Origin of the sequence: Pseudoalteromonas sp. MM17-2, from assembly GCF_022347945.1 — a bacterium.
Classification (GTDB): Bacteria; Pseudomonadota; Gammaproteobacteria; order Enterobacterales; family Alteromonadaceae; genus Pseudoalteromonas; species Pseudoalteromonas ruthenica.
Genome location: NZ_JAKRFV010000015.1, coordinates 34663 through 60158, shown reverse-complemented (window position 1 = coordinate 60158; position 25496 = coordinate 34663). Strand labels below are relative to the sequence as shown.

The 25496-nt window shown below is 48.4% G+C and carries 17 protein-coding genes; 9 read left to right on the top strand and 8 right to left on the bottom strand.

Going from position 1 to position 25496, the window contains the following annotated elements:
- Positions 1-9: 9 nt before the first annotated feature.
- From MHM93_RS12845 to MHM93_RS12830, 4 genes are all read right to left on the bottom strand, one after another.
- On the bottom strand, positions 10-414 hold the full coding sequence (locus MHM93_RS12845) for a DUF350 domain-containing protein (protein WP_022945794.1): 405 nt from the start codon (positions 412-414) through the stop codon (positions 10-12).
- Positions 415-439: 25 nt separating this feature from the next.
- A complete protein-coding gene (locus MHM93_RS12840) occupies positions 440-805 on the bottom strand; it encodes a PilZ domain-containing protein (protein ID WP_022945793.1) in 366 nt (121 codons plus the stop codon).
- A gap of 214 nt (positions 806-1019) precedes the next feature.
- The gene (ettA, locus tag MHM93_RS12835) at positions 1020-2693 is read right to left on the bottom strand and encodes an energy-dependent translational throttle protein EttA (protein WP_239449368.1); all 1674 of its coding nucleotides are present in this window, start codon (positions 2691-2693) and stop codon (positions 1020-1022) included.
- Between the two features lie 81 nt (positions 2694-2774).
- The gene (locus MHM93_RS12830) at positions 2775-3662 is read right to left on the bottom strand and encodes a DMT family transporter (protein ID WP_235419399.1); all 888 of its coding nucleotides are present in this window, start codon (positions 3660-3662) and stop codon (positions 2775-2777) included.
- 146 nt (positions 3663-3808) lie between these two features.
- Between MHM93_RS12830 and metA the strand changes: the two genes are divergently transcribed.
- Genes metA through MHM93_RS12805 form a run of 5 tightly spaced genes read left to right on the top strand, consistent with a single transcriptional unit; the run spans position 3809 to position 9764 of the window.
- A complete protein-coding gene (gene metA / locus MHM93_RS12825; protein ID WP_138509866.1) occupies positions 3809-4756 on the top strand; it encodes a homoserine O-succinyltransferase in 948 nt (315 codons plus the stop codon).
- Positions 4746-5801 carry a homocysteine S-methyltransferase family protein gene (locus tag MHM93_RS12820; protein ID WP_239449367.1) on the top strand — a complete coding sequence of 352 codons (1056 nt, stop codon included), beginning with the start codon at positions 4746-4748 and terminating at the stop codon, positions 5799-5801. Before metA ends, MHM93_RS12820 begins: the two co-directional genes overlap by 11 nt.
- A gap of 12 nt (positions 5802-5813) precedes the next feature.
- Positions 5814-8444: a methionine synthase gene (metH, locus tag MHM93_RS12815; protein ID WP_239449366.1), complete on the top strand. Its 2631-nt coding sequence runs from the start codon at positions 5814-5816 to the stop codon at positions 8442-8444.
- Positions 8434-8706 carry a hypothetical protein gene (locus tag MHM93_RS12810; RefSeq protein ID WP_239449365.1) on the top strand — a complete coding sequence of 91 codons (273 nt, stop codon included), beginning with the start codon at positions 8434-8436 and terminating at the stop codon, positions 8704-8706. Before metH ends, MHM93_RS12810 begins: the two co-directional genes overlap by 11 nt.
- Entirely contained in the window at positions 8706-9764 is a 1059-nt protein-coding gene (locus MHM93_RS12805) for a hypothetical protein (RefSeq protein WP_239449364.1), read from the top strand. The genes MHM93_RS12810 and MHM93_RS12805 overlap by 1 nt, the downstream gene beginning before the upstream one ends.
- Here MHM93_RS12805 and MHM93_RS12800 read toward each other — a convergent pair.
- On the bottom strand, positions 9761-10321 hold the full coding sequence (locus MHM93_RS12800; protein WP_239449363.1) for a hypothetical protein: 561 nt from the start codon (positions 10319-10321) through the stop codon (positions 9761-9763). The two genes, MHM93_RS12805 and MHM93_RS12800, sit on opposite strands and share 4 nt — an antisense overlap.
- 4 nt (positions 10322-10325) lie before the next feature.
- A complete protein-coding gene (locus MHM93_RS12795) occupies positions 10326-11246 on the bottom strand; it encodes a hypothetical protein (RefSeq protein WP_130148415.1) in 921 nt (306 codons plus the stop codon).
- 209 nt (positions 11247-11455) lie between these two features.
- Between MHM93_RS12795 and MHM93_RS12790 the strand changes: the two genes are divergently transcribed.
- From MHM93_RS12790 to MHM93_RS12775, 4 genes are all read left to right on the top strand, one after another.
- Positions 11456-12745: a class I SAM-dependent methyltransferase gene (locus MHM93_RS12790; RefSeq protein WP_239449362.1), complete on the top strand. Its 1290-nt coding sequence runs from the start codon at positions 11456-11458 to the stop codon at positions 12743-12745.
- Positions 12746-12783: 38 nt separating this feature from the next.
- Positions 12784-15201 carry an ATP-dependent helicase HrpB gene (gene hrpB, locus MHM93_RS12785; RefSeq protein WP_138589217.1) on the top strand — a complete coding sequence of 806 codons (2418 nt, stop codon included), beginning with the start codon at positions 12784-12786 and terminating at the stop codon, positions 15199-15201.
- A 148-nt stretch (positions 15202-15349) separates the two neighbouring features.
- Positions 15350-16165: an ABC transporter ATP-binding protein gene (locus tag MHM93_RS12780; protein WP_239449361.1), complete on the top strand. Its 816-nt coding sequence runs from the start codon at positions 15350-15352 to the stop codon at positions 16163-16165.
- The gene (locus MHM93_RS12775; RefSeq protein ID WP_239449360.1) at positions 16155-17150 is read left to right on the top strand and encodes an iron ABC transporter permease; all 996 of its coding nucleotides are present in this window, start codon (positions 16155-16157) and stop codon (positions 17148-17150) included. Before MHM93_RS12780 ends, MHM93_RS12775 begins: the two co-directional genes overlap by 11 nt.
- A 50-nt stretch (positions 17151-17200) precedes the next feature.
- On the opposite strand, the gene MHM93_RS12770 is transcribed toward MHM93_RS12775, so the two are convergent.
- Positions 17201-24664, bottom strand: a complete 7464-nt coding sequence (locus MHM93_RS12770; protein ID WP_239449359.1) for an Ig-like domain-containing protein — start codon at positions 24662-24664, stop codon at positions 17201-17203.
- Complete coding sequence (locus tag MHM93_RS12765; RefSeq protein WP_239449358.1) at positions 24651-25496, bottom strand: sulfotransferase; 846 nt, start codon at positions 25494-25496, stop codon at positions 24651-24653. The genes MHM93_RS12770 and MHM93_RS12765 overlap by 14 nt, the downstream gene beginning before the upstream one ends.

Here is a 25496-nt window from a genome sequence, read left to right as displayed (position 1 = left end):
GCCGCCTCCTTAGTAGGTGATACAGGCAGCGTTGAGAATACCGGTGGCCAGTGAAGCAACCCCTAAAAATGCCCCTGCGCTCATATGGCCCTGGGCAATTTTTTCAGACAGCTTGGGCATGTATAAGCGCACTAAGAAAAAGGTCACTAATTGCATGATGCCAGCGATAACGCCCCAGATGGCAAAGTCTAGCAACGAGACCGAATTCACCGCTGCACTGGCAACCGGAAGGGTGAAGCCAATGAACGCACCACTAAATGCGGTGGCAGCGGCGGCATTGTTTTCCTTCATCAAGGTCCATTCGCAATGCGGGGTGATGAGGGTGTAGATGAATAGAAAGGCTAGGATAAGTAGGTAGCCTAAACCAAAGTACATGATAAAAGGGACAAAGCCCTGGATGGATTCCATGATCATTATTGTGCTCTCACTGCAATCGTTATTATTGTTCGGGCGCAGCAAGCTGCGCTAACTCCCTGTGCAGTAGCTTATCATCACCCACGTTAAGTTCAATAAGGCGTTTTAAATGAGTGGCACTGTCAATATCCATTTTTACACAATGTAAGCCAATGTGTTGCGGCTCAATGTGAGCTACTTCAGCAAGCATATCAATATCAACATCACTGCCAGATAGGTGGAAAATAAGCTCTACGCTTTGACCTAACTGTGGGTTGAAGTCATCAGGATGGCTTACCAAAGCGCCATTTAAGGAAAGATCAAGTAAATGACAGCCATGGTGCTGGTTATTAAATACCACGAGGGCGGGGCGTTGAAAAATAACACGAGTGAAGTTTCTGCGGTTTTCCATAACAGTTCCTGTATTGGCGCGTCTCCCTCCAGTGTAGTAGCCAGCCTTGAGGTTGTCCTTGGCTGTGAGTGACTTTTTTCGCTATTTCAATAAGCTAAAAATATCACAATGGTCATCAAGTAGTGGCGCGTTAGCGCAATCACAGTGCCATACTTCGGTGGATGCCAAAGGCACAAAAAAGCCCCATCGAGATGGGGCCTTTTTATGTGGTTAATTAACCAATCTTTTTATACTTAATGCGCTTCGGTTGTGCAGCCTCGGCACCTAAGGTTTTCTTCAACCAATGTTCGTATTCGGTGTAGTTACCATCGAAGAAGTTAATTTGGCCTTCGTCGCGATAATCAAGAATATGAGTGGCGATACGGTCTAAGAACCAGCGGTCGTGCGAGATCACCATGACACAGCCGGGGAACTCGAGAATTGCATTCTCTAACGCCCGCAAGGTTTCAACGTCTAAGTCGTTGGTTGGCTCATCGAGAAGCAATACGTTGCCGCCCGCTTTTAGTAGTTTGGCTAAGTGCAAACGGTTGCGCTCACCGCCGGAAAGGTCTTTGACGTATTTTTGCTGATCATTGCCTTTAAAGTTAAAGCGCCCCACATAAGCACGGCTTGGGAACTCGAAGTTGCCCACTTTCAACACATCTTGACCGTCTGCGATTTCATCAAATACGGTTTTGCTCTCGTCCATGTTGCCACGGAATTGGTCAACGGTGGCGAGTTCAACGGTTTCACCTAGGGTGATTTCACCACTATCAGGCTTTTCCTCGCCGCTGAGCATTTTGAATAAGGTCGATTTACCAGCACCGTTGGCACCAATAATGCCGACAATCGCTCCCTTGGGAACGCTAAAATCAAGGTTATCAATAAGCACACGGTCGCCAAAGCTCTTGTTTAATCCCTGTACATCAATGACCTGATCACCTAGGCGCGGGCCAGGTGGAATAAACAGCTCATTGGTTTCGTTACGCTTTTGATAATCGCCTTGTTGTAGTTCAGCAAATTGCGCCATACGCGCTTTTGATTTTGCTTGGCGACCTTTCGGGTTTGAACGTACCCACTCAAGCTCTTGAGCGATGGATTTTTGTCTTGCTTTCTCAGCTTTTTGCTCTTGTTGCAGACGTGCGTCTTTTTGCTCAAGCCAAGAAGAGTAGTTGCCTTCCCACGGAATACCTTCGCCACGGTCCAATTCGAGGATCCAGCCAGCCACGTTATCAAGGAAATAACGGTCGTGGGTTACCGCCACTACAGTGCCTTCATAATCATGTAGGAAGCGCTCTAACCAAGCGACAGATTCGGCATCTAAGTGGTTGGTAGGCTCATCGAGAATAAGCATATCTGGCTTTTCAAGCAATAAGCGGCAGATTGCTACACGGCGACGCTCACCCCCTGATAAATGCTCAATCTTGGCATCCCAAGCTGGCAGTCGTAATGCATCTGCGGCGCGCTCTAGGGCGTTATCAAGGTTGTGGCCATCGTGGGCTTGAATAATGGCTTCAAGTTCGCCTTGCTCTTTGGCAAGCGCATCGAAATCGGCATCTTCCATGGCATACTCAGCGTATACTTGGTCAAGGCGATCAAGAGCATTTTTAACTTCACTGACCGCTTCTTCTACAACTTCTCGCACCGTTTTGCTTTCATCAAGCTCAGGCTCCTGAGGAAGATAACCAATTTTAATGCCTGGTTGAGGGTGTGCCTCACCCTCAAAATCTTTATCCACGCCGGCCATAATGCGTAGTAAGGTCGATTTACCTGCGCCATTTAGGCCAAGTACACCAATTTTAGCGCCAGGGAAAAAGTGCAGAGAGATGTCTTTTAAGATAGTGCGTTTAGGTGGCACCACCTTTGACACGCGACTCATCGAGAAAATAAACTTATCAGGTAAAACCATGAAAGGAGCCTTTACAATGTGACTAATTTAAACTGCCGTTATTGTAGAGTTTCTATGGTGAAAGCGTCAACGAATGGCCCGTTAATTTGCCAATAATATGGCCACTCCAGCCAGCGCCAGTAAACCGCCCACTATCATACGCCAAGTCACCGGCTCGCGTTTAAAAAAGCCAATCGTCATGACCATCAGCGGGGCGGTGGCAAAAATAGTTTGTGCAATAGCCGGGTCGGTATGCTGCACCGCCGCCAATTGCAGCCACAAGCCAACAAAGGTGCCGAAAAAAACAGCCACGAGCAGCCAGCGTTTGTTATCAATACCGTGCAGTCGAATGGCTTGGTATAGGTCGCTGCGTTTTATAATCATTACCAGTAAAGCCACGCTCAATGTGCCGGCAAGGAGGCGAATAAGGGCGGCCCATAGGCTACTCATCGACTCAGTATTCATAGCCCCTTTTGACATCACCATGCCACTGGCTTGGCACAAAGCCGCAAGTAATGCGAAAGCCACGCCTTGAAAGTAAAACTTCTTATCAACTGGGGGCAAGTGGCGTTGAGGTAATACCGCGAGGATCACCCCCACCGAAGTGATGGCGATGCCCAACCAGGCCAGTAGCGGTAAGTACACACCTAACAGCACAATATTGAGTATGCCAGTCAAGGCTGGGGCGAGAGATTCGATTATTAAGGTTCGTGCTGGGCCAATACTGCGCAGGGCGCCAAAGTAGGCGCTATCGCCAATGGCGATACCGATAACCCCACCGGCGATAAGCCAGCCCCATGAGGTGAGCTGCACTGGCATGGCCCCATCGCCAAGCAGCGCCATGGCAATCACCATCATTAAAGAAGCGAGTAAGCCTTTACTTACATTTAATTGCAGCGGTGAAAGATGATGACTGAAGCCTTTGTACAATAAGGTAGAAAAGGCCCAAACCACGGCTGCACTGATTGCTGCAATTTCACCTATACCCATCATCGACTCTTAGTTAATTAATCGCGGGCATTATTGCAGCTAACTCATTCACTGCAACTTTATTTTGGACGTCTAAACATCTAGAGGTTGAAATTTCCAGTGTGGCGTTCATAATAGCCTCTTATCTTCTAATTCGGAGTACCGCCATGCCCATTACGGTTCAAGACGCTTTGCCAGCCATTATGGAGCTGCGCCAAGAAAACGTATTCGTGATGCCAAAAAGTCGCGCTCGGACTCAAGAAATCCGGCCCATGCGCTTGGCTATTTTGAACCTGATGCCGAATAAGGTGGAAACCGAAGTGCAATTTATTCGTTTGCTGGCGAATACGCCATTGCAGGTCAATGTTGACTTACTGCGTTTAGATACGCACCGCTCTAGCGCCAACTCAGAGCAGCATCTGGATATGTTTTATCAGTATTTCTCAGATGTTAAAGACAATAATTACGATGCCTTGATTGTTACCGGCGCGCCCTTGGCTCACTTAGAATATGATGAAGTAGGTTATTGGTCGGAGCTACAAGCGTTCTTTGATTGGGCGGAGCACCATGTGACCTCGACGCTATTTAGTTGTTGGGCGGCGCACGCTGGGCTTTTCCATCACCATGGACTTAAGCGTCAATTGCAGAAAAATAAGTTGTGCGGAGTGTTTGAGCATCAGTGTTATTTTGACCACGCGGCGTTAACCCGGGGCTTTGACGATCGCTTCTTAGTCCCGCATTCGCGTTATGGCCATATTGATATTGCTGCGATAAACGCCTGTAAAGAGTTAGTCGTGGTAGCAGGCTCGCCAAGGGTGGGTGCTTACTTACTTAAGAACCAGAGCGGTTCGCAGGTGTATATCACCGGACACCCTGAATATGATGCCGATACCCTGAAAAAAGAGTATTTACGTGATTGCGATAAAGGCGCTGACGCACCGATGCCAGAAAACTACTTCCCTAATGGCGACCCAGCGCAAGAGCCCTCGAAAACCTGGCAAAGCCATGCCTTTTTGCTATTTTCGAATTGGCTTAATTACTACGTTTACCAAACCACTCCCTATGATATTAATCTGGTTAGCCAGGATGTAAGGACTAACAACTATGCCGAATAAACGTGATGCATTAACACTGGCCCTCAACGAGCGCATTTTAATTTTAGATGGCGCCATGGGTACGATGATCCAACAGCATAAGCTCGAAGAGCATGATTATCGTGGTGAGCGGTTTCAAGATTGGCATGTGTTGGTCAAGGGCAACAACGATTTATTGAGCCTCACTCAACCGCAGTTGATAGCACAAATTCACCGTGAATATTTGGCAGCGGGCGCCGATATTATTGAGACCAATACCTTTAACGCCACGACCATTTCCATGGAAGATTATGACATGGCGAGCCTAAGCCGTGAGATTAACCTCGAATCGGCCCGGCTGGCACGCGCAGTGGCCGATGAGTTCACCGCTCGCGAGCCACACAAACCGCGCTACGTGGCCGGCGTACTGGGGCCAACATCAAAAACCTGCTCGATTTCGCCGGATGTTAATGATCCGGGCTATCGCAATATCACCTTCGATAAGCTGGTGGCCGCGTATATCGAATCGACCCTGGCGCTGATAGAAGGTGGTGCCGATCTGATTTTAATTGAAACCATTTTCGATACCCTCAATGCCAAAGCCGCTTCCTTTGCGGTAGAAGAAGCGTTCGAACAGGCTGGAGTGACTCTGCCGGTGATGATCTCCGGCACCATCACCGATGTTTCGGGTCGAACCTTGTCAGGGCAAACCACCGAGGCGTTTTATAATTCCATTCGCCATATTAAACCGCTCTCCATTGGCTTGAACTGTGCGTTAGGGCCAGATTTGCTGCGTCAGTATGTGGAAGAGTTGGCTAGTATTTGTGAAACCTACACCTCGGTGCACCCCAATGCTGGGCTGCCGAATGAATTTGGCGAATATGATTTAGAAGCCGAGGAAATGGCACAAGAAATCATCGACTGGGGGGAGCAAGGGTTTATCAATATTGTTGGTGGCTGTTGTGGGACCACGCCCGAGCACATTAAAGCCTTTAGTGATGGGCTAAAAAACATCGCTCCACGTACTTTGCCCGAGCTGCCGGTGCGCATGCGTTTAAGTGGCCTTGAAGCCTGTAATCTCAATTAAGGGGCCAATAACATGAATAATACTGCAACTTTTACCAATGTCGGCGAGCGCACCAATGTGACCGGCTCGGCGCGCTTTAAACGGCTGATCCTCGAGGAAGATTACGAAACCGCGTTAGAGGTGGCACGTGAGCAAGTTGAAAATGGCGCGCAGATTATCGATATCAACATGGATGAAGCCATGTTGGACTCTAAAGCGGCCATGGTCACCTTTTTGAACCTTATCGCCTCAGAGCCCGATATTTCGAAAGTGCCCATTATGGTGGACTCGTCGAAATGGGAAGTAATCGAGGCGGGACTAAAATGCATTCAAGGCAAGGCGATAGTGAACTCTATTTCCCTCAAGGAGGGAGAGCAGCCGTTTCGTCACCAAGCCAAGGTATTAAAGCGCTTCGGCGCCGCTGTGGTGGTGATGGCCTTTGATGAAAGTGGCCAAGCAGAAACCGCCGAGCGGAAGTTTGCTATTTGCGCGCGCTCTTATCGCATCTTGGTCGATGAATTGGGCTTCCCGCCAGAAGATATTATTTTTGACCCCAATATCTTTGCCGTGGCCACCGGCATAGAAGAGCATGACAACTATGCCGTGGAGTTTATCGAAGGAACTCGCCGCATCAAGGAGAACCTTCCGCACTGCAAGGTATCCGGTGGTGTGTCTAACGTCTCTTTCTCGTTTCGAGGCAACAATCCGGTGCGTGAGGCTATTCACTCTGTGTTCTTGTATCACGCCATTCAAGCCGGAATGGATATGGGCATCGTCAATGCTGGTCAATTAGCGGTGTATGACGATATTCCCTCTGAGCTGAGAGACGCCGTTGAGGATGTGATTTTAAATAAAGATGCCGGCGCCGGAGAGCGGTTGGTGGAATTAGCGCCTAAGTATTCGGGCATGGCGCAAGCTGAGAAAGTTGAGGATTTACAGTGGCGCAGTTGGCCGGTGGCAAAGCGCTTAGAACATGCCCTAGTTAAAGGCATTACAGATTATATTGATGAGGACACCGAGCAGTGCCGACAGCAGTTTGCTAAACCCATCGAGGTCATTGAAGGGCCGTTGATGGATGGCATGAATGTGGTGGGTGATCTGTTTGGGGCCGGGAAAATGTTTTTGCCGCAGGTGGTGAAATCAGCGCGCGTGATGAAACGCGCGGTGGCCTATTTAGACCCTTACATCGAAGCCGAGAAACAAGAGGGTGAAACCAACGGTAAAATTGTCATGGCCACAGTAAAAGGCGACGTTCATGATATTGGTAAGAATATTGTTGGCGTGGTGTTACAGTGTAATAATTACGAGGTGATTGATTTAGGGGTGATGGTGCCCGCTGAAAAAATCCTACAAACCGCGATAGACGAACACGCCGATATTATAGGCTTGTCGGGGCTTATCACTCCCTCTTTAGATGAAATGGTGCATGTCGCCAAAGAAATGAAACGCCGCGATTTTACCATTCCGTTGCTGATTGGTGGCGCGACGACGTCAAAGGCACATACCGCTGTAAAAATTGAGCCCCAATATGACAACGGTGTGGTTTATGTTAATAACGCCAGCCGTGCGGTGGGCGTGGCATCTAGTTTGCTAAGTAAAACCGCGAAAAGTGAGTTTTTGAGCAAAACTAAAGCAGAGTACGAGCGAGTGCGAGAGCAACAAGCACGCAAGAAACCCCGCTCCAAGCCCATAGGTTTGCAACAAGCACGCGCTAATCATGCCCAGCTTGATTGGCAAAACTACACTCCGCCTGTGCCTAAACAGCTAGGAGTCCAAGAGTTTCACTCGGTGCCAGTGAGCACCTTACGGCAATATATCGACTGGACGCCATTTCTTATGACCTGGTCTTTGGCCGGCAAATACCCGCGTATCATGAATGACGAGGTGGTGGGTGAGCAAGCGCGCTCATTGTTTGCCGATGCAAATGCAATGTTGGATGAGTTTGCGCGCCAAGGCAGCATTCAACCAAAAGGGGTGATTGGCTTATTCCCAGCAAACCGCGTGGGCGATGACATAGAAATATACCGCGACGAGCAGCGTGACGAAGTGATTTTACGTTCGTGTCAGTTACGCCAGCAAACGCACAAAAAGGGCTTTGCTAATTATTGTTTAGCCGACTATATCGCGCCTAAAGGTGTTGCCGACTACTTTGGCGCCTTTGCCGTGACCGGCGGGTTAGAAGAAGATGACTTAGCCCAGGCCTTTGATGACCAAGGTGATGATTATAATAAAATCATGGTCAAAGCGGTGGCTGACCGCCTTGCAGAGGCCTTCGCAGAATACCTGCATGAGCAAGTGCGTAAAGTGTACTGGGGTTATGCCGCAGACGAAGCGTTAAACAATGATCAGCTCATTCGTGAGAACTATCAGGGTATTCGCCCTGCGCCAGGCTATCCAGCGTGCCCAGAGCACACTGAAAAGGCTAAGATTTGGGAATTACTGAGTGTTGAAGAGCGCATCGGCATGAAACTGACGAGCTCCTATGCGATGTGGCCGGGTGCCGCCGTCTCGGGTTGGTATTTCTCACACCCTGATTCGAAATACTTTGCCGTGGCAGGGATTCAACAAGACCAAGTTGAGGACTATGCCAACCGCCAAGGAATGACGCTGGAGGAAGCCGAAAAGTGGCTAGGCCCGAATTTGGGGTATGAAAGTGCAACCTAAAGCCGCGAAAGTGAATGCACTAGCAAACCATTGGGCTATTTTGAGCTCAGGCATAACGGTCGCGGGAAAATCTATCGACCTAATTGATATGGCTTATGATGAATTATTGGAAGAAGAGCTGCAATTCACTCTAGCTACGTGGGGATATAGGGAAGGGAAGCTACCTGTGCATCAGCTCTATCCTCGAGGAATGGGGGCAGGTAATAAGCTTACAGTAAAAGACTTTCTGAATTATTTTTATGGTTACATCTCTGCAAAATAATGCGTATTGTATATTTATTAATAGCTTTTTTAATTCAAAGCGAAGTTAATGCCAGCGTAAGCTTGCTTTCTCAATATGAGCTCGATGGAAATCATTATGAGTCTGTTGAGTATCATCCTTCAGGGGAGCAACTGGTATTTACTTTGTCAGCGGATATTACCTTTCTTCTAAACACAAAAACAGGCGATATAGATAGCTTAAGTTTTTCCCATCAGGTTAGTCAACTAGCCGAAGATGGAGAGAACCTGTATGCGATAGTCGACGAAAAAGTTGTAAAAATCGATGCAAAAAATGAAGTGTCTGAAGTTGCATCGGGCTATGAGCTTAGCTTCCTAGGGGATAAGTTATTGGTTAATGATCATTATCTGATGGCTGGCACTTATTATAAAGAGAAACGGAAGCCCTCACTTAAGATGAAAGAGTTACCTGCGCCTTTTAGTATCAGAAAAGATAATAGCTTAGGCGAAAAAACAGCAGCAACAGTTGCTTATAAGCAAGGGATGTTTTTTGACAGTTCAGAGCTGCAATTATGGGATTTACCTAGTGGCAAATCAATTGCTAAAAAGGAGTTCAGTGGACGTATTTTTGCCCCTCACTTTGTTGATGAGAAAAACGCTTTGTTATTAGTGAATAATATAGACTCGCTCTTTTTATGGGACTTTAAAGAAGATGAAATTTTAGATAAGCAGAGCGATTATAAAGGTCATCGGCTTTACCAGATGAAAAATACTTTACTTGAGGTGAGTTCAGATAAAGTTAGTGAAATTCGCGTCAGCGATAAAAAAATAACTCGTGGTTTTGAGTGCCCACTAGCTGATGAAAATATTTATGTGAATTCAGTATACGCAAATGCAGATTTATTGGTGTTAGAGGTTTTTCAATCGAATACTTCATACGCAAGAATATTCAAAATTATTGAAGGCCAATGTGAGCAGGTTGCGATATTAGATGAGCCTACTGAAATTAGGGTAAACCCTATTCGCAACGAAATTGTTGCATTGTTTACTCATCCCGATAGTTATGAAAAATCGTTATTAAAAGTGTTTGCGGTGCATTAACGCTTGGAGTCTGCTTCAAGTAACTCTGCCAACTTCTGCTTTACTTGTTGCGCGCTGGTATCAGATGGTTGCTGAGATAGCCAGTCAACGAGTTCGTTGCGTACGGGGAAACCTTCTTTTATACAATGACTCTCATTTGCTAGCCAGATATCGGCTGAGCCAATCGTGCCCCGGCCGTAGGCGCTGCATAGGGTGTAACCCTGAGCACTAATATGGTGTTCAATGAGATAGGTGTAGACTGGCGTGGCAATTAACATCAATACCAAGGTCACGCCGCACAGCTTAAACCAACCGCTAAGTAGCCTATCACTTACTTGGGTATGAGTTGCTCGTAACCACAGTAAGTAGGTTAATACGGCAAAAACGGGGGTGGCCAATACCAAAGAAGGAGAAAAACTGCGCTCCCGAAAAGCCAGAACATGCTCTCCTAGGGCTGTACTTACTTGGCTCACTTCACTGAACATTGCATAAGGGAGCAGTAAAGTAAGTACACAGAATAAAGCAAAAAAGCAGAATAGCTTTACTCTGTCCATCGTTGTACTTTGCACGTCATCCATTGTGCTATCTATATCCGCCAGAGTAAGGAAGCCCAAATAAACGGTGCATAAACCCGATGGGGTCTTGTTCGTACCACCGCTGCGCCCGGTCTATCTCTCTACGTGCTTGCTGAAAGCTTTGTTTTAAATCGTTTTCAACCGCTCTTAGACTAGCTGCTATTTTTTCTGCTATCGCATCAGTATCAATGAATGTATAGGCCAAACCAGCCAGAGCTGCACCCACCACAACAACGGCAATCATAGGGCCAACGGCGACGGTTGCAGCCGTTCCCACAACGGCAGTTACCGCTCCCCAGGCAATACCTGATGATGCTGCTGCGATGGCAACATCAACAGATAAACCACCAATAAAGTCGTGCCATGTTTTACTATCATCAATCAGTTGCTCCAAGGCATGAAATCCTGCAGAGATAAGAATCGTTAACACAAACCCTTGCTTAATAGAGCTTTGCGCTCCCAGCTTACCGATACCGAAAGATACTAGCTTAGGGTTATTGGCTAAGTACCGGGTTCCCGTCAGGTGTCTTCTCAGGCCTGAGTAGCCTTTGAAAATAATGTAGTTTTTCCCAGAATATGACTTCACTTTGAATTTATCAAAGACTGAACCGCTACGCTGCATCTCTAGCGCAATCGCTGTCAAGGCGGCCACATCCAGCCCTAAAGGGACGAGCCCTGAACCATTTTTAACCCAATCGCGATGCGCTCGCCAAAGCTCAGGTACAATATTGGCGCGTTCCATAATTGATTCGAACCAGGCGGCGATTCGCTCATTAGAATGACCTTGGGTGCGTTTTACGTTCACAGCGTAATCAAAAAACTCCCTGTCATTAAGATGGATAAAGTTATGCTGGTTAGACTTTAATAGATGAGCGAGTTGCTGATCTCGCTGCTTATTTCTTAATTCTTCTCTTGCATTGATGAGCATTGAGGCCTCCATGCTATGTTCCTTTTATCGCTATTCTCATACAAGGCCGCAGAACAGTCAATCGCTAAGCTCATGTCTTATATGAAATTTTATTGAATTGTCAGCTTGTTGCAAAACCCTCATTAGCTGAGCACAGTGTAATGCGCTGTAATGACACACCAAGAGGGGATTTGCTAACAATAGTGCATGTTTCCCTTTGAGCCTGATTAATGACCCTCAAGCAGTTACAACAGCTAGTCGCAACCATTATTGCAGCGCCAGTGGACGCTGGTGTTGTTAAGCAACCTATTCATGCTTTGGTTAACGCGTTAGAGCAAGAAAGTGGTGTTTCGTCGCGAGCGGATATGAATACATCGCACGGAACATATACCGAGCATGGGGTGGCAATTTCTCCGGTACAAGCTGCACGCTGCTCCTTGGAGCCACTGCGCACCCAAGTGTTTATGCAAGGGGTTGCGGCGGCTATTAACGATAAAGTCCACGGTGATAAAGTAGTCCACATCCTCTATGCGGGCACCGGCCCTTTTGCCACCTTATTATTGCCCTACCTCGCATGCCACCCCGAATTACCGGTGCGGGTGACATTGATGGATATTCACCAGGAGAATATTGAGGCGGTCAAAAAATTGGTTGCATGCTGGCATATTGGGCACTTAGTCAGCGAATATGTGGTTGCTGATGCGACCTGCTGGCAACCTGACGCGCAAAGTCGATTCGATATCGTTATTTCTGAAACGATGACAGCACTGCTTCGTCGTGAGCCCCAGGTATGGATATTTAAAAACCTCGTGCGTTATCTGCAAGCACAGGGAGTGTTAATTCCTCAAGTGGTTTCTTTGCGAGCTTGGCTAGAGCGCGCTAAAGAGCGGGTTTTGATTGATGAGTACTTTCGCCTCGATAAAGCGGCAGCACAGCGCTTAGCGCGTGATGATATTACCGATATACGTGGTGAGCTTGTTATTCCAGCGCAGCATCAAAGTGACGATCATTTTACGCTGACCACGGATATCCAAGTTTATAATCACTGCGTTTTAAGCGAAGGGCAATCGAGCTTAACCGTGCCATTTTCAGTACCGCCGCAGGCAACTTGCCTTTTTGCGGGCGCACACGTTCCTTTTCACTATGCCAACCCCAGGCAGGCCGATTTCATATTCGATTTTCCACACGATAAACGCCTAGCCGCACACACCTTACCCAGCATTAATGACTGTGCAGATCTCGGGCTCATTTATATAAAGAGGGCGTTTGCGCAGTGTTTATGGGCAAAGCAAAACCAGCAACCTAGATCGCTTTCACCGCGCGATTGGCAGGGGGAGCTGTTTTTAACGCAGGCGTTAGGTATTCCCTTAGATATATGGTTTGCACACTTATTTAATGCCCCTGATCTGGCTAGTTTTGAATCTCGGCTACTACAGTGCTGCCCCGCATTACTATGCCCACAGCAAGTTATGGAAATGAACCGACAGTTGCTTGGCAAGCTGCACAGGCAAAATGAATAACGTACAATAGTGGCAAAGAGTATGAATACCTTGGGATTATGGCCTTACCAATAGAGCAAAGTTACCCGCAACTTGTTGAGCAATTACATCGTGTGCCTATGTGCCTACTGCAAGCCCCACCTGGCGCAGGGAAGTCAACGTGGTTGCCCTTGCAGTTGCTTCGTGAAGGCCATTTTCGCCGCATTATCATGCTTGAGCCCCGGCGCTTAGCTGCGCGCAACATAGCGCGCTTTTTGGCTGCTCAGCAACAAGAAGCAGTAGGACAAAGCGTGGGCTTGAGATTGCGCCAAGAGACCAAGGTAAGCGCTGAGACGCGCCTAGAAATTGTCACTGAAGGGGTATTAACGCGCATGTTGCAGCAAGACCCCGAGCTCAGTGGTGTCGACTTAGTTATTTTTGATGAATTTCATGAACGCTCGATGGCTGCTGATACGGCATTAGCTTTTGCGTTAGAAAGCCAGATGTTGCGTGATGATTTAAAGATCTTATTGATGTCCGCCACCCTTGATGGCGAGCGCTACCAACGCTTTTTTGATTGCCCACTCATTAGTTCAGCAGGTCGCAGCTACCCAATAGAGGAAATCTACCGCCCCTTAGCGCAGCCAACGCAGTGGCTTGAGGCTATTGCACCCACCGTAATCACAGCGCTGCAAGAGCAAAGCGGTAGCGCCTTGGTGTTTTTGCCAGGACAAAAAGAAATAAACTATGTCGCCGCGCAGCTCAGCGGGCTGCCCAGCGATATTGAAGTCCACACCTTATATGGCGAGCAAGACAAAGCCGCCCAGCAACGAGCGATAGCACCCGCAGCGCAAGGTCAGCGCAAGGTGGTATTAACCACCAATGTGGCCGAGACCAGCCTGACTATTGAGGGCATTCGCATTGTTATCGACAGCGGTAAACGCCGCGCCGCGCAGTTCAATCTAAAAACCGGTGTGAGTGAGCTGAAAACCGTGAATATCTCACGCTCCTCGGCGCTGCAACGGGCTGGGCGAGCGGGGCGTATAGAGCCTGGAGTGGTCTATCGTTTAGGCAGTAAAGAGCAATTAGAGCGACGGGCGCAACATGATGCACCGGAAATATTAACCAGTGATATTAGTCCTTTAATGCTAGAGGCGAAGCTGTGGGGGGCCGATATCGAGCAATTACAGCTGCTTGACCCGCCTTCTGCGGCGCAGCAGCACAAAGCCTGCGAACTGTTACAGATGTTAGAGCTGATTGCCGATGGCAAACTCACCGCAAAGGCAAGAGAAATACATGCTATGGGCAGCGATTTACGTTTTGCCCATTTGCTGTACCAAGCTCAGCAACGTGAATCTCAGCATCCTGGTTTTGTGCACCTGGCGGTGCATTTTGTCGCCTTGATGGAGGCACGGGTGCGCATTGATGCTGAGCTTGCTACCGCTATCAGCGCGCAACAGCATCGTCCTCACCCAGCATTTACGCAACAACTGAAGTACTGGCGCCAGCGTTTATCCTTGCCGGCGAACAAAGACTTACCTATGCACTTGCTGCCAGTGGTCGTGGCGTTGGCCTATCCTGACCGTCTAGCCAAACGGCGTGGCTCGGGTATGTTGCTCAGTAATGGTGCGGGGGTGAGTGCGCATCCGCAGTTGTGGTTGGATGAGCAGTATGTGGCCATCGCCGATGTTGGTGGCAAAGATGGCCAGCATATTTTTAGCGCCACCGCCTTTTCCCCGGCCATGCTGCAAACCCATTTACCACATTTGTTTAGTGAGCGTCAAGTGTGCGAATTTGATATCAAAGCAGGGCGTTTCATTAATGAGCAGCGCCAGCAATTGGGTGCAATCGTTATTGCCACTAAGCCCAGTGGCAAAAAAATCGATGCCCAAATGAAAGTACAGGCATGGCTGGAGTTAATACAACAGCGGGGCTGGGAGCTGTTTCAGCATCCACAGTCGCAGCAACTACGAGTGCGTATGTTACTGGCTAGCCAATTGCTTGGTGGCGAGTTTACTCTCGCCGATGAGGCGCAGCTATTGCGCCAAGCAGAGCAATGGCTCGCGCCGTTTTTAGAGCATGTGGGGTCATTATCGCAATTACAGCAGTTTGACTATCGGATTGCTTTGCTCAGCCTGTTAGATTATGCGAGCCAACAGCGCCTGGAGCAGCTCTTACCAAAGTCAATGACTCTGCCTTCGGGTGCCAGTCATCGCATTCATTATCAACTCGATGGTCCGGCCAAACTCAGCGTCCGTATGCAAGAGGTTTATGGTTGGCAGTCGAGCCCGGAGTTGGCGCAAGGCAAGCTGCCGCTGCAACTCGAATTACTCTCGCCGGCGCGGCGACCGTTGCAAATAACCCAAGATCTTGCGCATTTCTGGCAAAGTAGTTACCGCGAAGTGCAAAAAGAGATGAAGGGTCGCTATCCAAAGCACTTTTGGCCCGATGATCCGAGTACCGCGCAGGCCACCAATAAAGTAAAAAGTAGAATGTGACGCGGTTTGTTGTCTACGTGCGTTTAGTTGCCCTAGTAGGTTATGCGTACTATCACGCCATGTTGCCATGGCTTCACAGACGTCTGGATAGACAAAATTTACTTTGCGCGATAATGCTTTCATAATAGCTCTTTTCTGACCTCGCTAAGTGAGTACCGTGTTGCAACGCCCGTTATTACAGGTTCAAAATTTATCGCACCAGCTTGGCGAACATCGGGTACTTGAACGCCTTAGTTTCTCGCTTGAGCAAGGGGAGTTTGTGGGCCTGTTGGGACCTAACGGGGCTGGGAAATCCTCACTGCTGCGCTGCATTTATCGTTATTACCGCACTTCGGCTGAGACTATTGCCCTTAATGGTCAGTGTTTACAGGCTCTGCCACAGCGCACATTGGCACAAAACGTAGCCGTGGTGCTGCAACAGCCAGAAAGCGATATGTCACTCACTGTTTATGAGGTGGTGACTCTTGGCTTATTGCCCCAAGGGGGCATGTGGCGTGCATTAACGCAGGAGCAAAAGCAGCGAGTCCATCAGGCTTTGGTGGATGTAGGGCTGTGTAACTTGCAGCATAAACCCTTAGCTCAGTTATCGGGAGGAGAGCAGCAGCGCGCTCATATTGCTCGGGCCTTAGTGCAACAACCGCAGTTACTGATCATGGATGAGCCCACCAGCCATTTAGATATTAAATATCAAATAGAATTGATGGAGCTGGTGCGTTCGTTAAAGCTAACGGTGTTGGCGTCATTTCATGACCTTAACTTAGCCTGTGCGCTGTGTGACCGATTGTTGATTCTTAAGCACGGTCAACTGGTTGCGGATGGTACGCCAAAAAAGGTGGTGACCGAGCAACTGCTCAGTGATGTTTTTGGCGTTTGCGCAAAAGTCAGTGGTCATCCGCAGCAGCCCGATAAGTGGCCGCTGGTACAATATTTTTACGGCTATCAAAGGCATCAGCATGACGGTTAAATATGTTTTATCTCTGATTGCAGTACTTTTGGTTTTTGTGCTTAGTGGGTTGTTTGCACTTAAGCAAGGCGCCGTGAGTTTAAGTTGGCCGCAACTGTTGGCAGTACTCAGTGGCGAGGACAGTGATTCGCTGTGGCAGCAAATTATTTGGCAATTGCGCAGCCCTCGTGTAGGCATTGCTTTTTTGGCGGGTGGTGGATTGGCTTTAGCGGGGGGGATTTTACAAACGGTCACACGCAACCCGTTAGCGGATCCTTACTTGTTTGGTATTTCCTCGGGGGCAGCTCTGGGCGTGGTCGTGACCATGGTGCTTTTTGGGGTTAGCGCCCCTGTGCTGCTGAGCATCAGTGCCTTTGCAGGTGCGATGCTGGCCGTGGTGTTGTTGCTGATTGTGGCCTACAGTGTTCGCTATATGCAAAACTCCATTTTGGTGTTGGCAGGGGTGGCCTTATCTTTTGGTTTCAGTGCGCTGACTAGCTTGTTGCTGTATTTTGGCGAGCCCCAGGCTGTAAGCGCGGTGGTATTTTGGACTTTGGGCAGCTTTTCCGGTGCTTCCATGGCTATGCTGCTACCGGTGAGTGTGCTTATGGGCGTCAGCCTCGCAATTGTATGGCTGTTACGGGCGCCATTAAATGCCCTGCTGCTTGGGGATGAGAGTGCCCATACTCTGGGTATTCATGTGCAGCGACTACGTTTAGCTATGCTGCTATTAAGTGCGCTGATCACTGCAGTGCTTGTGAGTGTGTGCGGTGGTATAGGTTTTGTCGGGCTGATGCTCCCCCATTTGGTGCGAATATTAGCCCCTCGTGCAGGTAGTTATTTATATCCCGCGAGCTTTTTTAGCGGCGGGCTATTTATGGTGTGGGTAGATTTGGCCGCACGCACAGTGTTAGATAATCAAGAACTGCCAGTTGGGGTGATCACCTCAGCTATCGGAAGCATATTCTTTTTACTGTTATTATTTTCCCGTTATCGCACACAATAAAAAAGCCCCGCTCTGCGAGGCTTTTATGCATTAACTTAATGACGTTGCGGTTATTTCAGTTGCTTGGCTTGTCGGCGAATAGCCACTAACGCAAGTAACATAACTAGCCATGCTAGAGTACCGCTACTTTGCTTACGCTTTGGCGGCTGTGAGTTATCTACCTCAGCAGCAACCTCTATATTAAGCTCGCCTTGTGCGGTGGCTCCGAGTTCATCGCTTAGGGTGTAGCGCACTAACGCATTACCGCTAAAGCCATCAGCGGCGCTAAAGCGTAATGAGAAGTCACTGTTAATTACTACCTCCCCATGTTCGCTGCTTACTTGGGTTACTGTTAACGCTTGTCCTTCTGGGTCGCTATCATTGGCGAGTACATCCACTGTAACCGTACCTTGGTAGGCCACTGATGCGCTATCTGCAACTGCAACCGGCGCTTGGTTAGCGACAATGTTAATACTTACCTCGGCACTGTGGCTATTGCCAGCAGCGTCGCGAATACTGTAGATCAAACGGTCGTTACCAATGAACTGGCTAGGTGTTTGGTATTGAATTTTGCCATCAATAATACTGGCATCACCCAGCTCCGCCTCGACGCCAGTAAGCATGATTTCATCACTCTCGGCATCAGTATCATTACTTAGCACATCGAGCATCGGCATGGCGTTCTCTGCTACCGTATACACATCATCGTTTGCAACCGGTGGCTGGTTCGCATCAAGAGCTATAGCCACCACACCAGGGTCAACAATGCTGCCATTGATGATGCCATCAGCATCGTTGGCGCCGCCATCTGTCAAAGTTAATTGTACGCACCAGTGACCGGCTGTCAGCCCGGGTTGCCAAAGCCCACTGCCTGGTGCTGGGCAGTAACCTTTACTACCTAACGCTGAAGCAACAGCGTCATCGCCTTGGGTATCCAAATCTTGCCATTGATCATTGATATACTTGCGATAGAGTGCATTTTGCGGCAACGGCTGACGCTGCGGAAGTACAAAATCAACGGCAGCACCAGGCACCGGTAGGGCACTGACTACCACACCGTAAAGTGTGCCAACATGACGTGTGTCTTCATCACTTGCGACCTGCTCTGGCATCAGCTCAGCCCCTGCATTCGCAGCATCAGCAAATATGCTGGTTTGCAGACAGTTGCCATATTCAGTCTCGACGATAAAGTTGTCTTCTTGCGCTGGTGTCGCTGCAAGTAAGTGACATACGCCGATGGCGTCCAAATAATCAGCAACGCCGTCACCGTCACTATCACGGTAACCTTCACTATCATCAGGGATCAGATCGCCGTCACTATCATTATCGCTCAAAGGCGGTAGCGTACTGCGCACATCTAACTGTAGTTTGACACTTTGACTGGCCGCTGGAGTGCCGCTATCAGTGACTTCGAGACTGACATTATAGATACCCGGAGTTAGATCATTGGCCTCAATAATAGCGCGTTCACTACTCGATTGGTTCAAAGGTAGTGTCGGGTTTATTTGCCACTGATAAGTATGAGAGTCATTGATATTCGCATCGGTTACTTGGGCAACAAGTTCAATATCCTGGTCGGCAACAAATAACGTCATCGCTTGCGCGTTTTGCTGTGCTGTTACCTTCACTTGTGGGGCAAGGTTACGCTGTGTAATCGTTACCTGGTGCTGCCACGTTGGGCCTCTATTGATACTTTCGGCCAGTGTTATGGTGATGGTTTCATCCTCTTCATCAAGGGCATCAGCGAACACATCAAAGTCGATGGTTGCTTGCTCAGAGGTGAAGCGTAGTTCTGCATTGGTAAGTGAATGGTCATCACTGCTGCTACTGCCACTGACGGTAAAAGGCACAATAAGTGGGTAGCTTGGCGCAGGGCCGTTTAAGTAAGCGGTAATGCTATGACTACGCCCCTCAGTGATAATACTTTGTGCACTCAAGCTTACCTGTGGGTTGACCTCCACACGCTGTGATTGCAAGGCACTGCGACCTTGATCATCTGTAGCTTGCCAGTAAATTTTATGCACGCCTGGTTTGAAATACACCGGATTGTCTAGGATTCTAACCGCAATGGCTTTACCCGTTGCATCGACAGCAGTGGCAACACCAAGATTTACTTTAGTGTACAAGCCTGTGGCATCAACACTGACATCCGCAGGCAGTGAGAGTACCGGGATATCGTCGGCCATAGGGCCATCAAGGGAGAATCTGACCGTTGCTGTATCTGCTAAATCTTGCTCGTCGGCGATGCGATAGCGCAGTGTCGTGGTTTCATTAAGACCACCCGGAGGCGTATATAGCAGCGCGCCATTGTCGATAGTGACATCACCTAACTCTGCGCTAGCTGTTGTTATGCGTAAGGTATCACCTTGATCTGGATCGCTGTCATTGCTAAGTACCTCAAGAATGTATGTGCCGCTGTCATTGCGCGTAAGGCTCAAAGTATCATCATTGGCTATTGGTTGGTCATTGACTCCGGTGACAGTAATTTCAATAGCGACAGGTTCACTTTGTAAGTCACCGTCACTTGCTATCAAAGTTGCACTATCAGTGCCTTGAAAGTCAGTATTCGGTGTGTAAGTGAGGCTTAAGCCATTGACGAGTAGCTCACCCTGCACAGGCGCAGAAACGACTGTAATAGTGACTTGTTCTGCCTGTTCATCGTCTACTTCTAGGGTCACCGTTTTTGACGTATCTTCTTCAACACTGAACGTGCGAGTGATAATACGAGGAGCCTGATTAGCCGCAGTGACTTCGATAGCAAACGCCGGGAGTTGCGCACTCAAGTCACCGTCACTGACGGTAATTTGGATATTGCTAACGGTGCCAATATCGCTCTCACTGGGTGTACCTTGCAGTTGCCCAGTTGCGGTATCGAAGGTTGCCCAGCTAGGCTGGTTGACGATCGAAAAGGTGAGGGCATCCTCATCGGGATCTGATGCAGTTGGGGTGAAACTATAGTTCTGCTCAATCGCAACCTTTGCATCAGGAGTGCCGCTAATAGTTGGTGCTTGATTTGCTGCCGTTACCGAAATAGAAAATGCGGGCAAAGAATCTGTGGCTGAGCCATCCGAGACAGAAATAATGATATTTGAGTAATCACCAATATCAGCATCGGTTGGCGTCCCCTGTAGCTGACCATTATTGGAGTTAAAGCTGGCCCAGGCTGGTAAATTAGAGATGCTAAATGTTAGTGGATCGTTGTCTGCATCAGTTGCACTCGGCGTAAATGAATAATTACTACCTACGTTTGCATTAGCAGCAGGTGTGCCAGAAATAACAGGAGAGCCATTGGGTGGGCTGTTTCTTGTAATAGTAGCTACATCAACGTATGTGGAGATATTGCCCGCAGCATCAAGTGCAGCGACCACAAAGTTATTATCGCCCAGTGACAGCGGTGCCGACAGCGACCAGGCATTCCCAGATACTGCAGATGAAGCCAGTACACTGGTTGAATCAGCAGTACCATCATCATTAGCATCAGCGTAAAGCGCGATATTGACACCGTTCTCGCTATGCGTACCAGCTACTGCTAATTGAGTGCTGGTGGTGCTCTCAGGTGCGCTTGGGGTGGTTACAGTTGGGCTTGCTGGAGCTGTGGTATCTATCACCAACGCTTTATTAGCGCCTAAGCTGCCCGCTGCGCCTGGAGTTGCTAAGGTTAAGTTAGCATTATTTCCAGCGCTATCACTCACCTGAGCCCCGTTAAGTGCCAACGCTGAAGTCGTTGTGTAATCAAGGTCGGCACTGGTATCGCCAGCTTGCACTGTATAGGTGAACATTAAGGTAGTTGTGCCAGAGCCAGAACTATAAGCAACTGTTCTATCCGTGGCACCGGTTTCCAATGTTAGGCTAGGTACTCCGCCAGTGACATCAATGGCTTCGCTAAAGGTGACTCCGACATTAATTACTTCGCCAGCACCGTAAGCGCCATCACTTGTTGTTGCACTGACTGAGGTAACGCTCGGGGCTATGCTATCTACCAATACTCCAGATAAAGCGCCAACGTTATTCAAGGTCACATCTAAGGCATTACCTGCATTATCATTGATGGTTCCCCCTGCGAGGGTAAGTGCACTTAAACCAATACCATTAGTATCTTCAAGGCCGGCTGCTAGTGCGCCAGTTCTAAAGCTCAACGCAGCTGTTCCTGAGCCGGACAGGTAATTTGCAGTGACAGCAGAACCACCAATATCGATAGTTAAACCTGGCGTTCCGCCAGCTGTATTGACGGTTAAGTTTTCATTACTATTTAGAGTGAAGTCTAAAGTATCACCTGTTTTATATGTGCCATCAGCAGGAACAGATATGCTGGAGATTTGTGGTGCAACTACATCTACATTATGTGTTTCGCCGGAGTTAAACGCAGGCACATAGCCATTGTTATTATTGCCGTTGCCAGAGTCATCAACGATGTCGGTATTAGCATTTAAATCTAGGCGGATGCTGCCGGTACCAGCGATGTTGTTGACGGTGATATTGACGCTTGAGCCACTGGATGCAGACGCTGAAGCTATGTCACCACTTGCGGTCCCAGACACCGTAGTGAGTGTGAAATCATCGGTGCTGATATTATTGGCATTTTTACTGAAAGTGATGGTATAGGTGATACTGCTATCATTTGCTGCGGGGGTTCCCGCAAGGGCAATACTCGTCACACTTGGAGGAACATTATCTGCAGCAGTCAACTGAGCACTGTCGGCTGCGGTCAATGCGCCAGATGACGCTCGCAAGTTGAACGATTCAGCAGAGGCACCGGAAAGGGTGTAATTTAGGGCTAAATTGGTAAAGGTTGCCATGCCTGAAGAGGGGGTAACTGTCACGGTTGCGCCATTGCCATCGTTGTCACCTGTGGCCGTCATGGTGACGCTACCAGCGCCATTAACCTCAGCTAATAGTATATCTGTGCTGTAGCCAGTATCGACAACGCCTGCAGCATCCACTGCTGATACTTGTGGCACGGTCGTGAAGCTAGTGTTTTGTCCTGCTGGAATGGCTGTTGGCGCTGGTTCTGTATCAAAGCGCAAACGTGTGGCAACCACATCAGAAGTAATGCTATTAGCATCGACACTAGCAAAGTCAGCACCTGTCGCCTCGTCATCAGCGGTTAACGTGAAGCTTTGTTGGTCGGCAGTGGCGGTGTAAATCAGGCTGCTAAAGCTTGCAACACCTTGGGTTGCGCTCACACTGGCATTACTGAGTGAGCCTGCTGATGCCTCAGTTAAGGTCACTACTTCAGTAAAATCTTTATCGGTGTTACCGAAGTCATCTACGGCTCTTACTTCTGGGGGAGTGGTGAGTACATTGCCAGAGATACTGCCTGCAGGCTGAGTCGTAAAGCTTAGCCCTGTAGCGGTAATGTCTAGCACTGAGCCAGTGCCATTATTTACCTGAGTAGTAGTGCCCATGGTTGTTCCTGAAGACTCTGTAACCTGGGTTTCACCGTTAACGCTTAATCTAAAGGTACGGTTATCTACCATAAAAGTATTTACATGGTAGTAGGCATTGATTATATAGTCCTCTTGGGTGCCATCGGCAATACTGATGTTTAATCCAGAAAAGGTCAACGTACCTGCAAGGTAATTACCGACTATATTATTGGCATCAGGGCCATTGAGACGCCAAGTGGTACTATCACGCTCATACTCGGTGGCCGTGCCATTTACCTGCACTTGAATGCTTGAGATATTCATCGGCAGACCATCGCCACCGCCATCAACAAGCGTAAAATCCAGCACATCCACGGCTGTTGCCGGGCTATTCGAGGTTGTTGGCCTCAACACCGGCTCACTGACACCCGCAGCAGGAATGAGATCGCCGTTATTCAGCGGCGCTTGCACAGTAACGCTGATATCTTGATTCGTTGAGGTGCCACCATCGCCGTCATTGACAGTGACACGCACGTTGCGTGTGCCAGTGGTTGGGTTGGCGGTATCGGTATTTTCAAAGCTGAGCTGTTGTAACAGGGTTTGCACACGCGCCACAGTGGCGTTGGCGTTGAGGTTGACGACAAAGTCATTCCCCGTGGCAATATTATTCACTAAGGTGCCAATTGCTGTGCCGGATACCGAGATATTACTCCCCGCTGTAATACCAGCCAAGGATACGGCTCCAGAAGTATTCACAGAAAGTAAATCTTCAGCGACATCTTCTCCTGAGGTAACTGTTACTGTTAGTGCACCGCCATTAAAGTCAGCGCTATCGCCATCGGTTATGGTCGCTGCTGTGCCTTGGTCAAGCATTGTTTGCGCACCAGGGAACAGGCTGACAATATCGCCATTGAGGTTGCCAATTGACGGGGGCGTGTTGGTGACAGCAACAGAAGTGTCAAAACTGACTACGCCAAAGTAGGTGGCGTTTGGAGAACAATTAGTACCCGTTACTTTGAAAGAGGAGATATTGGTATTATTGCCTGACAGTGAAAGGGTCTGGGTACCACCGCTCATGTCAGATTGAGAGTAAATTGTGGCTCCTGAGTTATTTGTGACAGTAATATCGCAGGTGCCGTCAACGTCAATGACTAGGCTATCTAAGTCGAAGTTTCCGTATGCACCATTTTTTGCAAAGTTTAAATATGCGTTGTCGGGGAAGGAGTTATTAAACGCATAGAGCGCATTGGTTGTACTATAATGCTGTACGTAGGAGCTAGGTGGCGCAGTCGCACTCAGGTTGCCATTGCTAGAGATGACCGAATTCGCACATTCGCCATTATCTGGAGCGCTAAGAGGGCAAAATGACCCTGCATTATAACTTGCTAAAACACCAGAGAAGTCCTGAAGGGCGGCTGCCGAAAAAGGCGATGCGCTTTCAACAGAGCCTTGGACTATCTCTAGCTGCCAATCACCTTGCTTGCTAGCTGCACCTGTTAAATCATCTGAGGCGGCAACATCCGCTCCAGTATAAGCGGAAAATAGCTTAATAAACTCTTCACCTTTCTTGCCCTTAGCTAAATTACAGTTGTAAAAGTGAATATCTGCATCGGCGTGTAGTTTGTTGCCCAGGCTTTTAAGCTCTACAAGGGACTGTTGCAACTGTTGAGAATCTATTCGCTGTTGACCAATATGTATTTGGCCACTGGAGCCGTGGCTTACCCAATGAATCGCAGAGATATCGCGGTAGCTTTGTAGTTTTTTATTCAGTTGCGTCATTATCGGGCTGTTATCATCAACTTCAATGATATCGACACCTGGTTTTAGTGCCTTATAAAAGGTAGATTTATCTTTCAGCGTTGCGTCAATGACCATGATTTCATGGATGTTCTGTCCGCTTACAAGATTAGGCTCTGCCAAGGTGAAATTGTTAGCCTGTGCAGAGGGGGCGCCCTGGGTAATCGCTAACTCTGAGCTTTTAAATTGCTTTGCTTTTAGTGGCAAATGGGCTGCTGTTGCGCTACTTGTCTGCAAAGTAACTGTCTGTGATGTGCTGCGCGTCGTCTCATTGCGTATATAACCGCTATAGGCGCCCGCCAAAGTAGGAAGAGCACTTAAACCCAGTGGTACAAGCATTCCAGCTAGTTTGTTGGCTTTAAATTGAATCATGGTTGTCTCCTTGGCTCGGTGTGGCGCAGATCAAGCTGGCTTGTGTGCCAGTTGTGTCTTGCCAAAAGGCCATCTCGCTGTACTTCTTAAATAATTCTGGTGGTAAAATGCTGCGTCTTGGGGTGAACTGCACTTGCTTTTTCACGGTATGGAGGCCTTTCACGCCGATGTTGGCATCGAACTCTCCCTCGTCATATTCCACCTGATTAAAGTCATGGTCGAATGTGGGCAGAGCAAGAAATTGATAAACAAGTTCCATAGAGCGAGCTGGATGCTGAGTGAGTAAATCGTAATCCAGCAGTAATAAACGCTCTGAAAACTCGCCGTAGTAAGCTTCTTTAAGAGCCGTCCACGCGCTGCCTAATGCACCCTGATGGTGGGCTAAAGATTCGCAGCGGGTATAAACCGTTTGCCGACTCTGAGGTGAATACATACGGCTATAGTCGAAGGGGTTTTTACGGTAAATACACTCGAAACTATCCATCACCCAAGCCGGGTTGCGTACACAACAAATAACCTTGAAATCACCAAATAGTTCTATCAGTTGGTGCATACGCGCAGTCCAGATACGGTTAGTATCAAAGACAACGTCTTTATCTCTGTGCTCACTGTAATAACTGTTGGCTAGGCTTAGGCAAAGGTCACGGCGTTTAGATTCATTGAAAAACGGGGAAAATTCACTCCCAGCGCCTATTTGCTCTAAGCAACTGCCCATCAGAGGAGCAATAGGGCTACTCATGGCGGCATGGAATCGCGGGTTTTGCCTGAGTAAACCAGCTAATAAAGTAGAACCTGAGCGGGGCAGCCCTGAGATAAAGTGATACTGCTGCAT